This window comes from Streptomyces kanamyceticus, from assembly GCF_008704495.1.
Taxonomy (GTDB): Bacteria; Actinomycetota; Actinomycetes; order Streptomycetales; family Streptomycetaceae; genus Streptomyces; species Streptomyces kanamyceticus.
This window is the reverse complement of record NZ_CP023699.1, coordinates 5,754,964-5,768,700: the sequence shown is the minus strand read 5'-3', so window position 1 is coordinate 5,768,700 and position 13,737 is coordinate 5,754,964. Positions and strand designations below refer to the sequence as shown.

7 protein-coding genes are annotated in these 13,737 nt (G+C 73.9%); 5 read left to right on the top strand and 2 right to left on the bottom strand.

The window, feature by feature from the left end:
• The first annotated feature begins 9 nt into the window (after positions 1-9).
• The 5 genes from CP970_RS24830 (at position 10) to CP970_RS24810 (ending at position 8,447) form a co-directional block, all read left to right on the top strand.
• Entirely contained in the window at positions 10-1,743 is a 1,734-nt protein-coding gene (locus CP970_RS24830; protein WP_157877857.1) for a trypsin-like peptidase domain-containing protein, read from the top strand.
• A complete protein-coding gene (locus tag CP970_RS24825; protein WP_224058673.1) occupies positions 1,740-4,142 on the top strand; it encodes a serine/threonine protein kinase in 2,403 nt (800 codons plus the stop codon). The genes CP970_RS24830 and CP970_RS24825 overlap by 4 nt, the downstream gene beginning before the upstream one ends.
• Positions 4,073-5,554 carry a VWA domain-containing protein gene (locus CP970_RS24820; RefSeq protein ID WP_055543730.1) on the top strand — a complete coding sequence of 494 codons (1,482 nt, stop codon included), beginning with the start codon at positions 4,073-4,075 and terminating at the stop codon, positions 5,552-5,554. The genes CP970_RS24825 and CP970_RS24820 overlap by 70 nt, the downstream gene beginning before the upstream one ends.
• A gap of 539 nt (positions 5,555-6,093) precedes the next feature.
• Positions 6,094-7,158, top strand: a complete 1,065-nt coding sequence (locus tag CP970_RS24815; RefSeq protein ID WP_224058671.1) for a hypothetical protein — start codon at positions 6,094-6,096, stop codon at positions 7,156-7,158.
• Entirely contained in the window at positions 7,155-8,447 is a 1,293-nt protein-coding gene (locus tag CP970_RS24810) for an extracellular solute-binding protein (protein ID WP_055543731.1), read from the top strand. The genes CP970_RS24815 and CP970_RS24810 overlap by 4 nt, the downstream gene beginning before the upstream one ends.
• A 27-nt stretch (positions 8,448-8,474) precedes the next feature.
• Here the strand turns inward: CP970_RS24810 and CP970_RS24805 are convergent, their stop codons facing one another.
• Positions 8,475-10,340, bottom strand: coding sequence for an MFS transporter (locus CP970_RS24805; protein WP_055543732.1), 1,866 nt, complete (start codon positions 10,338-10,340; stop codon positions 8,475-8,477).
• A 217-nt stretch (positions 10,341-10,557) separates the two neighbouring features.
• Entirely contained in the window at positions 10,558-13,608 is a 3,051-nt protein-coding gene (locus CP970_RS24800) for a D-alanyl-D-alanine carboxypeptidase (RefSeq protein ID WP_224058669.1), read from the bottom strand.
• Between the last annotated feature and the right edge of the window lie 129 nt (positions 13,609-13,737).

Sequence of the window (13,737 nt, the reverse complement as noted above, 5' to 3'; positions counted from 1 at the left end):
AGTTGGCGTGTGCGACTGCGCCGGTGGGGCGTTTCGGGGAGCGGTGACGTCCTCGGCGCCGGAGTGCTGTTCGGCACCGACCGCGTACTCACCTGCGCGCACGTGATCCTCGACCCGGAGACCGGGCTGCGCCCCGAGCGCGTCCAGGTCGAATTCCCCATGCTGCAGGGCCTGCCCCGCACCCCGCGCCGCACCGCGACCGTGGCGGCCGGGCACTGGGTGCCGCCCTTCGGCAAGGCGCAGGGCGACCTCGTGGTGCTCGTCCTCGACGAGGCGGCGCCCGTGCCCTCGCCCGTCACCCTGCACCGCACCCTCGACTACCGGGGCGCGCCGGTCCTCATCGACGGATTCCCCGAGTACCAATCGGGCGGCCAGTGGCTGACCGGTGCCTGCATGGGGCCGGGCGGCGAGGGCGACGAGCGGGTGCAGATCGACGTCACGGGCCCCGGCGGGCTGCGCGGCGGCTTCAGCGGTGCCGGGGTCCGCGAGGAGGGCACCGACCGGCTGCTCGGCATCGTCGCGCAGGCCGACGAGAGCGGCGCGCACGGGTACATGATCCCGGCGGCGACCGTCGCCAAGTACTTCCGCAGGTTCGCCGAGCGGTACGTCACCGGGCCGCACGCCGTCCCCGGCCACCGCGTCGTCTCCGCCGAGGCCGCCCGCGCGGCCCGCCCGCACGGACTGCAGCGCACCGTCACCCGCTGGCTGAACGGCGACGCGGACGCCTGGGACACCGAGATCCTCTTCCTCGCCGACAAGGACGCGCGGGCCCGGCAGGCGCTGTACGTCGTCCTGAACATGGCCGATCGAGAGCTCTCACCCCAACTCGCGGTGAAACCAGTCGAGTTGGCCCAACCGCCGGGCGAAGCACCCGCGCCGCACGCGTCACACGAGCCACCCGAACCCGCGGGCACCCCGCTGCTCTCCCGCGCGGGCATCTCCCCCCGCGTCGGCAGCATCGGACTCGTCCTCGACCTGGAGGGCGTCGCCCTCGACGACCCGGACGTACCCGAACTGCGCGAGGCGCTCGCCGTGCTCCGGCACGAACTGCGGCACGCCCCGCGGCGGCACCCCGCCGTCGCCGTGCTCTTCGCCGACCGGTCCGACACCGAGCCCGCGGCCGCCGTCCACATCCTGCGCGAACTCGCCTCGTCCGGCGCCCGGTTGCTGCTCGTGGTGCGCGACAGCGCGCACGGCTTCGCGTACGCGGCCGCCGAACATCTGCTGCCCGCCGACCACGCGCAACGCTGGCTGCAGCGCATCGGCACCCGCGTCGACGCGCTCGCCGACACCGAGCGCAGGGCCAGGCGGCTCTTCCAGCGCGTGGAGCCGCACGTCGTGGACCCGCCGACCGCCACCAGCCTGGCGGCGCGGGCCGCGCTGTGGACCGTACAGCTCAGCACCGAACTGCGGCCGCCGCCCCGGCGGGGCGGGCCGCGCCTCCTGGAGAAGCTCAGCCATGCCGAACAGGCCGTGGAGACACACCTGTTGCGGGCCACGGCCGTCGAGTACGAGCTGCGCGGGATGCTGGATGACCACCTGCGGCTGCGCGCGCTGCTCCGCGACCACCAGGCCAGGCTCGCCCGGCGCGGCCTCGCCGAGCACCCCGAGGCGGTCGGCCCCTACCGCGAGGCGCAGCGGCTCCTGATGGCGGGGCCCTGCCCGCTCGCCGACGCCGAGCGCGCGGTGGAGGCGTTCGCCCGGGTGGTGCGGCGGCTCGCGGAGCCGGACGGTGCCGCGTGACGCCCGGCGCGAGCTGCCCGCACCCGGGCTGCGCGGGCACCCTCACCTCCACCGGGTACTGCCTGGCCAGCGGCGAGCGCGTCGACCCGGACACCGGCCTGCACTCGGCGGCGCCCGCGCCCCGCGCCCCGGTCGTGCCCGGCGCCCCCGACGAGTCATCGCAGCACTGGATCGTCGACCCGGGCGTCGGCGCCGCCGCCCCGCCGCGCCCCGCCCGCGTCGAACTCCCCCCGGAGAACCCCGACCCCACCGTCCTGCCCGCGATCACGCTCCTGGACCGCGCCGACAGCGAGGACGCCGCCGAGGCCGTCGCGCCCGGCGAACTGCCGCTGCCGCCCGGCACCCTGCTCGCGGGCCAGTACCGGCTGGTGCGGCCGCTCGGCTACGGCGGCCTCGGCGAGGTGTGCCTGGCCCGCGACACCAAGGTCGACGACCGCGCCGTCGCCATCAAGATGCTCCACGCCGAGCTGGCCGCCGACTCGTACAGCCTGCTCAAGGGCGAGCGCAAGGAGCTGGTCGAGCTCAACCACGACGGTTTCATCCGGGTGTTCAACTACGGCCACCACACCGGGATCGGGGACTTCCTCGTCCTCCAATACGTCGACGGGCTCACCCTCGAAGAAGTGCGCGACCGCGCCCTCGAACACCCCGAGGAATTCGGCCACGAACGCCTCCTCGAATTCGCGCTCGCCTACGGGGTGCGGATCCTCGCGCCGCTCGCCCATCTGCACGCGCCCGTACGCGGCAAGGTGTACGGCGACCTGAAGCCGTCGAACGTCATGCACGACGGCTCCACCACCAAACTCATCGACGTGGGCAGCGTGCGCCGCGCGGGCGCCCCCGGCCTCACCACCTCCCTCTACCGCGCGCCGAGTGTGGGCGAGCGCGGCGAATCCACCCCGCGGGACGACCTGTTCAGCCTCGGCGAGACGCTGCGCACCCTGTGCGGGCTCGGCAGGAACCGGCACGACCTGGCCGACCTCGCCGCGCTCGGACCGCTGAACGGCCCCGGCGCCGACCCGCGCGGCCTCGGCCCGGTCTCGCTCGCCAGGGCGCTGCGCCGCGCCACCCGCACCGCGCGGGCCGACCGGTACGCGACGGCCGGTGAGATGGCCGACCAACTGCGCGGCGTCTTCCGCGAGTTGCGCTCGCTGCGCACCGGCGCCGAGACCTTCGAGCCGTCGCCGCTGTTCCACCAGTCCGCGTACGCCCTGGACGGCGGCCTCGGCACCGCCCCCGAGGTCTCGCACTGGGCGGCGGCCCCGCCGTCGGCGCCGCACCGCACCACCCCCGACCCGCCCGAGGTCGCCCAGCGCCTGCCCGTGCCGCGCCCCGACCCGGACGACGACCACCACGGCGAGCTCAGCAGGCTCGGCGACGACGACCCCGAGGCGCTCCTGCAGCACACCGGCGACTGGCGGGACTCCCCCGAGGTCCATCTCCTGCGCTGCAGGCTGCGGTTGCGGGCCGCGCTGCGCTCGGACGGCGACCTGACGTCCGCGGGGACCGCGCTCGCCCTGGCCGAGGCAGCCATAGGGCCCGTCGACGCCCCGCGCGACTGGCGGCTCGACTGGCACCGCGGCCTGCTCGCGCTCGCCCGCTCCCGGGTGCCGGAGGCCAGGGACCACTTCGACCGGGTCTACGCCGCGATCCCCGGCGAGTACGCGCCCAAACTGGCCCTCGGCCACTGCGCCGAGCACCTGGGGCGCTGGCACGAGGCACTGACGTTCCACGAGGCGGTACGGCTGCGCAATCCCTCCCTGGGCAGCGCCGCGTTCGGCGCCGCACGCGCGCGGCTCGCACTCGGCGGCCCCGACGCCCTCACCGCCGCGATCGCCGCACTCGACGCGGTCCCCCAGCACTCCCGCCACCGCACGGCCGCCCGCACCGCGGCCGTCCGCATCCACATCGGCCACGCCCACGACGCCACGAGCCTCGGCACGGCACTGCGCCGCCTGGCCGGTCTCTTCTCCGCCCACGGCCTGACCGACGAACAGGCACGCGTACGCATGAAGGCGGAGGCGTGGGACACCGCGCACCGGCTGCTCGCCGAAGGCATCACCCCCGCCGAGCTGCGCGCCCTGGCGGCGGATGCCGATCCGAGGCTCGAATTCCCGGGCGACGTCAGGGAGTTGCGCAAGGACCTGTCCCGGTTCTACCTGGGCCTTGCCCATCAGGCCGCCAGGGACGCGCCGCCCGGCGACGGCGACGACGGCGCGTCGCTCGGCGAACTCCTCCTGGACCGCGCCTACGCGGTACGCCCCTTCGCACTCCTGCACTCCCGTCACTCCCGTCACTCCCGTCACTCCCGTCACGACAGGGACACCCCATGGTTCGGCACGAAGATCAGGAACTGGATCGGAGCGAGCGCGCCCGCGCCGCGATCGACCTGGAGGTGAGCCAGGTCGTCGAACTGCCGCGCCCGCGCGCCCCGCACACCGAGGAGGCGGCGCGGATGTACGCGGTCGTGACGGTGACCGTGCGCAGGCCGGGCGCCGCGCACGCCGCGCACGCCGCCTACGTACCCGCCCGGCGCGACCCCGTGTCGGGCCCCCGCCTCGCCGAGGTCCTCCTCATCGACCACTCGTCCTCGATGGTGATCCCGCCGAGCAGGCTCGCCGCCGCCCGCGCCGCCGCCGTCAGCGCGCTCGCCCGCATCCCGGACGGGGCGTTCTTCGCACTGGTCGCCGGGGCCGACCGGGCCACCATGATCTACCCCAGGCGCCCCGGCCTCGCCGTCGCGAGCGCCGAATCGCGGGCCGCCGCCGAGGCCGCGCTGCGCGAGTGCACCCCGGGCGGCGGCACCGCGATGGGCACCTGGCTGGAGCGCGCGGCGCGCCTCTTCCGCGAGCTCCCGGCCGCCGCGTCACCCGCGTCCCCCGCGTACGTACGCCATGCGCTGCTGCTCACCGACGGCAGGAACGAGCCCGGCTACGAGACGGTCGACGAGCTGCGCGGGCGCGTCGAGCGGTGCGCGGGCGCCTTCGACTGCGACGTGGTCGGCATCGGGGACGCCTGGGAGACCGACGAACTCCTGCTGATCACGGGCGCGTTGAGCGGGCGGACCCGCGCCGTCGCGGATCTGACGCGGCTGCCCGACGAGCTGGCGGCGCTCGCCGGGCGGGCCGCCGAACGCGACGTCACCGGGTTGCGCCTTCGCCTCACCCACCGGGCGGGCGCCCACCCGCACCTGTTCGAACAGGTCCACCCCACCCGGGCCGCGCTCACGCCCGCACACATCGACCTCGCCGGTGTCGGGGCGGGCGCGGGCGGCCCCGTCCACGAGTACGAGCTGCCGCCGTGCGGCACGGAGACCCGCGCCTACCTCATCGGCGTCGGCGCGCCCTACGACCCGGCGCAGCTCGGCAAGGAACTGCTGCTCACCGAGGTGGAGGTCACCGCGGACCGGCCGGAGAACCTCGAACTCCCGCCTCCCGTTCAGGTGTTGACGCGCTGGACGGACGACGCCGACCTGTACAGCCGCCTGGACCCGCAGGTCTCCCACTACCAGCACATGGAGGAGCTGCACGGCACGTTCGAGGAGGCGTGCAGAGCGCTCAAGCGCGACGACAGAGCGGCCGCGGAGGAGCTGCTCGGAACTGCCTGGCGGCTCGCCGACGCGGTCGGCGACGCGGCGATGCGCGACCATCTGCGCCGCCTCGTCCGGGTCCGCGACGCCTCGCGCGGCGAGGTCGAACTCCTCGACCACATAGCGAAGTTCGACGTGGAGGCCGCCCGCATCCAGTCGAGCACCACGGTCCTGCCGGACGCCCGTATCGCCCACACCCGGCGGCCGGGCGGCACGCGGTGACGGGCAGCGCGGGAGCGGACCGCGCGGGAGCGGACCGCGCAGGGACAGACCGCGCGGGAGCGGACCCCGCAGGAGCAGACCGCGCGGGAGCGGACCCCGCAGGAGCAGACCGCGCGGGAGCGGACCCCGCAGAAGCGGACCCCGCAGGAGCAGACCCCGCAGGAGCAGACCCCGCAGGAGCAGACCCCGCAGGAGCAGACCCCGCAGGGACAGACCCCGCAGGAGCAGACCCCGCAGGGACAGACCCCGCAGGAGCAGACCCCGCAGGGACAGACCCCGCAGGAGCAGACCCCGCAGGAGCAGACCCCGCAGGGACAGACCCCGCAGGAGCAGACCCCACAGGGACAGACCCGCCGCACACCGACCCGCCGCGCACTACCCCGCCACACACCGACCCGCCACACACCGGCCCCCCGCACACCGGCCCCCTGCACACCACCCGCCTGATCGCCACCGACCTGCTGCGCAGGCTGCACCGCTACGTCTGGCCCCCGCCCCTCACCCAACAGCCCCGCAACCGCGCCTACCTGCGCGACCGGATGATCGCTCTGCCGCTGCTCACCGTCGTCGCGGCCGCCTCCTTCGGCTGGGCCTACGCCGAGGTCCGCGCGGACTCCGCGGCCCTGCGCGACCGCCTCACGCCCGCCCTCGTCTCCCTCGCCGACGCCGAGATGTCCCTGCGCATCGCCGACCGCGAGGCCGGGCAGAGCCTGGCGGCCGGGGACGCGGTGCGGCTCGGCGGACTCAGCAACCGGTACCGGACCCGCACCGCCCGCGCCGCCCAGAGCCTCAACCAGGTGGCCCGCGGCGGCGCCCTGACCACCCCGGAACGCCAGGACCTCGACGTCATCTCCGGGCTCGTCGTCGACTACGGCAACTGGATCGCGTTCGCGCAGAGCAACGTCGGGGACCCGGCGCTGCGGGACGCCGGACTCTCGTACGCCCGCAGCATGCTCTGCTCCCCGCCCGCGACCACGTCGCCGAAGGACCGGGGCAAGGACTCCGGCGGCTATCCGCCGTGCCCGCACACCAGGGGATCCGACGCGACCGCCGTGGTGGACCGCATCTCGACGCTGGAGCGGAGCCTGCGCGGCAGGCTCGCGGACCGTGCGGCACCCGGCGCCGGGGTGCTCGTGTCCTGCTCCGTCGCCGTGCTCGCCATCGGGCTGCTCTGCCGCGGCCTGTGGCGCACCCAGCTCTTCCTCCACCACCGCTTCCGGCTGCGCTTCGGCAGCGTCCCGCTCCTCCTCGCGGCGGCGCCGCTGCTGCTCGCCGTGCCGTTCCTGACGGCCGACGCGGTGCTCGCCCAGCGCGCGCAGCAGCGCGTCACCGAGGTGGCGGGCGAGCTGTCGGAGCGGACCTCGCCACGCATCGAGAGCACCCGCGACGAACGCCCCTTCGGCCGCCCGCACCGCCTGCTCATCGACTCCCTGGCGGGCCGCGCCCAGGACGAACTGGCCGCCGGACGACTGTCCGCCCTGGACGGCGCCGCACCCTGGGTACTGCCCACGGGCCTGCTCGCCGCGGCCCTGATGGGCGCCGCACTGCACACCTACCGCCGCGAGTACGTCCTCATCGCCCGCCGCTCGGGGGCCGCCGCGTGAGCCGGACCCGCGCGGGGCTCCGCGCCCTCCTCGCGGCCTGCCTCCTCGTCGTCACCGCGTTCGGCGCCGGTGCCTGTGGTGGTGAGCGGCCGACGACGCTCGTCGTCCTCGGACCGTGGACGGGTGCCGAGGGCGAGGCCTTCGAGGCGATGCTGCACCGGCTCGACGACGGCACCGGGCAGCGGTACGCCTACCAGGGGACCCGCTCCCTGCGCGAGACGCTCGTCGCCCAGCTGGAGGCCGACGCGCCGCCGGACGTGGCGATCCTCAACAGCATCGGCGAGCTCACCGAGTACGCCCGCGCCAACCGCCTCAAGGCCCTCGACGACGTCGCCGCCGCGGCCGCCGCCCGCGCCTATCCGCCCTGGGCGCCCGCCCACGACCTCGACGGCGCCCGCCACACCTACTGGGTGCCCCTGAAGGTCGACCTCAAGAGCCTGGTGTGGAGCGACGAGGGCCGCTCCGCCGCGTCCCCCGACTGGTGCGTGGGCCTGGCCTCGCAGGCCACGTCGGGCTGGCCGGGCACCGATTGGATCGAGGACATCCTGCTGCACCGCTCGGGCCCCGGCGTCTACGCCCGGTGGGCCACCGGACGGCTCAGCTGGCGCGACCCGCGGGTCCGCGCGGCCTGGACGACCTGGGCCGCACTGCTCGGCAAGCGCTCCCCCGCATCCATCGACCAGTCCCTGACCACCTCGTACGAGGGGAAAACCGGCCCGGGCGGAACGGCGCGCGGCCTGCTCGGCTCCCTCTCACCGCGCTGCACCCACGAACACCAGAGCGCCTTCATCCGGTACGTCTACGCGGACCGCGAGGTCCGCGTGGACCCGTCGGCGGGCTTCCTGCCCGGGCCCGCCGCCAACGACGGCGCCTACGAGGTGGCGGGCGACATGGCAGCCGTGTTCAGCGACGACCGGCGGGCCCGCGAGCTCGTCGAGCGCCTGTCGGGAAGCACCGCGCGCTCCCTCTGGCGGGCCGAGGCCGCGCCGGAACTGCGGCCGCTGTTCCCCGCCGCCACCGACCCGCAGCCCACCGACCCGACCGGCGGACGCATCGCGAAGATCCTCACAGAGCAGGCCCGCACCCTCTGCTTCGACGCCTCGGACGTCATGCCGCCCGGGCTGCGCGACGCGTTCCACCGCGCCGTCCTGCAGTACTTCAAGGACCCGGCGGGCGCCCGCCTCGACACGCTCCTGGAAGAGCTCGACACCGTACGCGAGCAGGCCGCGCCGGATGCCGGACGGGCCGGGCCGCCCGAGTCGGGCGTCTGCGCGCCCCCGGGCGGCTGACCCCGCCGGGGCGCCCCGGCGCAACCCTCAGCGCAGTCCCTCGGGGCAGGCCGTGCCGCGCGGCAGTTGGTAGGGCGCGCCGAGCCGGTAGGTGCCCGCCTTCGGAGCGATCAGCTCCGTCCACTTGTCGCCCTCGCCGTCCTCCGCGGCCTCCATCAGACAGCCGTTGACGTTCTCGTACTCCTTGGGGCGCGAGTCGTCGTCCGCCCTGCGGCTCTTGGACGCCTCGGTCTCCTTGGGACGCTCGACGCCCTTGCCGCGGGAGTCGACGATGCTCAGCCACGGCGAGTACGGGATGCGGATCGTGATCCGCCCCGGCTTGGTCACCCGGAGCGTCATCTCGCCCTGCTCGGCGCGCTGGACGACGGCGTTCGGCTCGGCGAGCGGCGCCGGGTCGGTGACCTCGTACAGCTGCCAGTTCTCGTCGACCCACACCTGCTTGAGGTACGGCAGGCCCTTCTCGACGAGCGCCGCCTCGCGCTTGCCGCCGTCGCCGTCGGGCTCGCCCTTGGGCACCACGACGTAGTGGATGGCCCAGCGCTGCAGCCACTCGTGGTAGTTCGCCGAGTTCAGGGTGTCGTCGTAGAAGAGCGGGTTGCGCTCCATGTCCGCCTGGCGGTTCCAGCCGCGGGCGAGGTTCACGTACGGGGCGAGCGCGGACGCCTCGCGGTGGCTGCGCGCCGGCACGACCTCGACGCGGCCCTTCACGGCGTCGACCTCCTGCAACTCGTTGACCAGCGGCGCCAGCTCACGCGTCCAGGAAGCGGTGGGCGAGGTGTGCACGATGTCGTCGACGGTCTTGTACCCGAGCCAGCCGGTGAAACTGGCGAGTGCCAGGACGAGCACGTACCACTTGCGGGACTTCGGCACGACGTAGGGCAGCGCGGCCAGCAGCGCGACGCCCGCGAAGGACATCGCGAGGCGGGTGATGTTGGAGCCGATCTGCGAGCTGATCACCCAGACGCCGAGCACGAACGCCGCGTACACGAGCGCGACGATCCGCGCCGTCTTCCACTGCTTGGGCGAGACGTAGTAGACGGCCCCCGCGAGGACCAGCGGCAGCGACGCCGAGCCGAACGACATCGGCTGCGTGCCGGAGAAGGGGAAGAGCCACGCGGAGACACCGACGACCACGGTGGGCGCGAGCCCCAGCGCGAACGCGCCGAAGTAGCGCTTGCTGAGGAACAGCGCGACGGCGACGAAGCCCACGAAGAGCCCCGCCACCGGGCTGCCCATCGTCGCGAGCGCCGCGCACGGCGCGGCGACCAGGGCCTTCGCCCACCGCTTGTAGCGCCAGCGGTGCGGCCAGCAGAACACGGCCGCGACCGCGGCCAGCGCGAACATCTGCCCGAGGCCGTAGGTCACACGGCCCGATATGGCGTTGCACACCAACGCGAAGACGCCCACGGCGACGGGCCAGAACAGCCCCTTCACCGCACGGCTGCGCATCAGGATCAGCGTGAGCAGCGCGGCGGACACGGTCCCGGCGACCATCATCGTCGAGCGCACGCCGAGCACCGACATCAGATACGGCGAGACGACGCTGTACGAGACCGGGTGCATGCCGCCGTACCAGGCGAGGTTGTACGCCGAGTCGGGATGCCGTCCGACGAACTCCGCCCAGGCGTCCTGCGCGGCGAGGTCACCGCCGCTGTTGGCGAAGACGAAGAACCAGGCGACGTGCAGCACTCCGGCCACGATCGTCGTGATGGTCACCGGATGGCGCAGGAACCGCTTCGGCCACGCTTCGGCCTGCGGAGGGGAGGCGGGGATGCGGCGCTGCGCGGGTAGCTTCGTCCGCGTAGCGACGTCGTGTGTCCCACTGCCGCCGCTGTCGCTGCCGCTGTCCGGCCCGGCGTCGTCGTCGGCGCGCGTCGGCTCCGCTGTTGCCACTGGAGGCTCTCCCCGTGTCGTTCCCGTCCATGGGGTCGAGCCGACGAGGGGTCCGTCCCGGAACACCCCGTCCTCAGCCCCGGCGTACTACTCCCCGAACTTCTGACGCTAGCACGCACCGGCGGGGGCGGACCCAGTCGCTGGGCCCGCCCCCGCCGGTGTGCGGCCCGCTCCGGCCGCTCGTTCGCTCGCGTCGTCCTCGCGTCGTCCCTGGTCGTCAGCCGACGCGCGTCAGCTTGGACCCGAAGGACGGCTCGCTCAGATCCTTCTGCAGGGCGACGGGCACCTCGACGGCGCCGCCCTTGCCGTCGCCGACGCTCAGCACGCCGACCTTGGTCCCGGCCTTCGCCGAGTTCGGCAGCGTCTTGCCCTTCTCCGCGTCGAGCTCCAGCTTCACCGTCAGACCCGACCAGCCCACCGCGGCGACGTCCTTGGTGGCGACCACCGGGGTCGTACCGCCGAGCCCGTCGTCGACCCGGCCGACCACGTCGCCCTTCTTCACTATGGTCTTGGCCTTGAGCGCGCCCTGACCGGCCTCGATGAGCTCCTTGGTGACCCGGGTGACCTCGTCGATGTTGGCCACGCCGTTGTCGCCGTACTGGCCGAGGGTGGCGCCGATGATCGTCTGGCGCTTGCCGTCGATCACCTTCTCCGCGGCGAAGAGGATGTTGCCGCCCGCCGCGGTGGTGGTGCCGGTCTTGATGCCGATGGCGACCGTCGGGATGAGGCCGAAGAAGTTCTTCTGCTTGTCTCCGTTGAGGTCCGTGTAGCTGGGCTGGCGGGAGATCTCGTTGAAGACCGGGTTCTCCATCGCGGCGCGGCCCAGCTTCACCAGGTCCTCGGCGGTCGACACGGTCGTCTTGTCCAGGCCGCTGGGGTCCGTGTAGTGGGTGTTCTTCATGCCCAGCTCCTTGGCGGTCTTGTTCATCTTCGCGACGAACTCGTCCTCGGAGCTGCTCTTGGTGTCCCAGCGGGCAAGGAGCTTGGCCACGTTGTTGGCCGACGGCAGCATGACCGCCTGCAAGGCCTCGTACTCGGGGAGCTTCTGCCCCTCGGTGACCTTGACGACCGACTCGTTGGCGGGCTTGCCCGTCTCGTAGTGCTTCTGCGCGGCCGCGTCGACCGGGATCTTCGGGCCTTCCTCGCCCTTCTTCAGCGGGTGGTCGCGCAGGATCAGATAGACGGTCATGACCTTCGCGATGCTCGCGATCGGCACGGGCTTCTGCTCGCCCGACGTGCCGAAGGTCCCGATGCCGTTCACGTCCATCGCCGCCTGGCCCTCGCCCGGCCACGGCACGGACGGCTTGCCTCCCTCGAAGGAGACGGTCTCCCGCGCGGTCAGCTCCAGGGTCGGCGTCGGCAGCGGACGCACGGCCTGTACGACCGCAAACACGACGACCAAGAGCAGCACCAGCGGCGTCCAGATCTTCACCCTGCGCACGGCGGTGCGGGTCGGGGTCTCCGGCGGCGGCGGGGTGTTGGTCAGCTCGGCGAGCAGGTCGATGGGCGGCTTGGGCGGCAGGGGTTGTTGCGTCGTCCGCTCTATCGGCGGGGGCGCCACGGGGCCGGTGGGAGCGGCCACGGCGGCGCCTGCGCCTGCCGCGTCGCCCTTCTGCTCACTCTTCGACTCGGGCTTCGGCGCGGGCTTGGCCGCGGGCGCGTCGAGCGGCTTGAGCGCGACGAACTTACTGGTCCGCTCGGCCTCCCGCTCAACCTTTGCAGAGCCCTTTGCAGTCTCCTTGCCACCATCGCCCTTGGCGGCGCCGGCCCCCTTCTCGGAGCCCTTCTCCGAGCCCTTCTCAGAGCTCGTCTCCGGGCTCTTGAGATCGCTCAGCTTGAGCATGGTGGTGGCCTGGTCGACACCCTGCCCCGCGGCCTTGTCACCGGACTTCGGCGAGAGCGCCTTGAAGACGGCGGTGGCTTGGTCGACGCCGGGGGCGGTGCTCTTGGCGGGGGCGTCGGTGGGGGCGGGGTCGGTGCGGTTGGCGGGGGCGTCGGTGCGGGCGGGGTCGGTGCGGTCGGCGGGCACGTCGGCCTTGGCAGGTGCCTCGCCCTTGACGGACGCACCGGCCTTCCCAGGCGCGCCGCCCTTGGCGGGCGCATCGGCCTTAGCCGAGGCATCGCCGCTGGCAGACGCATCAGCCCTGCCAGACGCATCGCCCTTGGCCGGGACAGCACCCTTGGCAGGCACATCGGCCTTGGCTGCCGCGTCAGCCACGGCGGACGCATCGGCCTTAGCCGAGGCATCGCCGCTGGCAGACGCATCAGCCCTGCCAGACGCATCGCCCTTGGCCGGGACAGCACCCTTGGCAGGCACATCGGCCTTGGCTGCCGCGTCAGCCACGGCGGGCGCATCGGCCTTAGCCGAGGCATCGCCGCTGGCAGACGCATCAGCCTTGCCGAACGCGTTGCCCTTGGCAGGCGCGTCTGCCGCGGCGGACGCGGCGGTCTTAGCCGGGGCATCGCCCTTGCCAGACGCGCCGCCCTCGGCGGGCGCATCGGACTTGGCGGACGCGTCGACCTTGGCCGAGGCATCGCCCTTGGCGGGCACATCGGCCCTGCCAGACGCGTTGCCCCCGGCAGGCGCGTCGGCCTTGGCGGGCGCGTCGCCCTTGGCCGAGGCATCGCCCTTGGCGGGCGCGTCGCCCTTGGCGGGCGCATCCGCCCTGCCAGACGCGTCGCCCCCGGCAGGCACGTCGCCCCTGCCAGGCTCATCGGCCTCAGCCGGGACGCCCCCGCCCTCAGCGGCGACACCGTCGCTCGCGCCCGACGTCACGTCGTCGCTCTTCGCAGCGGCAGCGTCACCCCCGGCCGGGACGGCGTCCTCCGCGTCGGCCTTGGCCGAAGCGTCGGCGCCGCCCGCCGACGCCGCGTCCTCATCGACCGCCGAAACCCCCGCGTCAGCGGAATCGTTGCTGCCCTTCGCGGAATCCGCGTCGGGCTCATCGCTCGCGACCCACGCCGCGACCGCCGCGCGCAGCCGCGCGTCGCCGTTCGCCGAGCCCTCCGCCGAGCCCTTCGGCGTCTCGTCGGACGAGGAGTCACCGGACGGCGACGACGCCTCCGCCCCGTCGGCAACCGCCTTCGTGGAGAAGACCGCCGTCGCCCGGTCCTCCCGCGCCGCCGACGCCTCGCGCGCCACCGCGAGGCGCGGGTCGCGTTCCTCGGGACCCGGCGCCGAGGACTCCGCAGTCGGGTTCCCCGACGACTTCCGCTGCTCCGACCTGTCGGGGGTCTCGCCCGCCACCGATGCCTCCTCGTACGCCATGCCGTATGCCGTTGGTGAATGCTTGCCGTGCGCCAAAACCGGCCGGACGCCACTGTCCGAACCGTGTACCAGTGTCCTGTGTGAGGGCTTAACCCCCGTGGTAGACGAGAACGACATACCTACTGGTTC

What these genes read in the sequence shown, in the direction of transcription:
- CP970_RS24820 (WP_055543730.1), top strand. Translation starts at nt 4,073, where the DNA reads ATGGTTCGGCACGAAGATCAGGAACTGGATCGGAGCGAGCGCGCCCGC.
- CP970_RS24815 (WP_224058671.1), top strand. Translation starts at nt 6,094, where the DNA reads ATGATCGCTCTGCCGCTGCTCACCGTCGTCGCGGCCGCCTCCTTCGGC.
- CP970_RS24800 (WP_224058669.1), bottom strand. Translation starts at nt 13,608, where the DNA reads ATGGCGTACGAGGAGGCATCGGTGGCGGGCGAGACCCCCGACAGGTCG.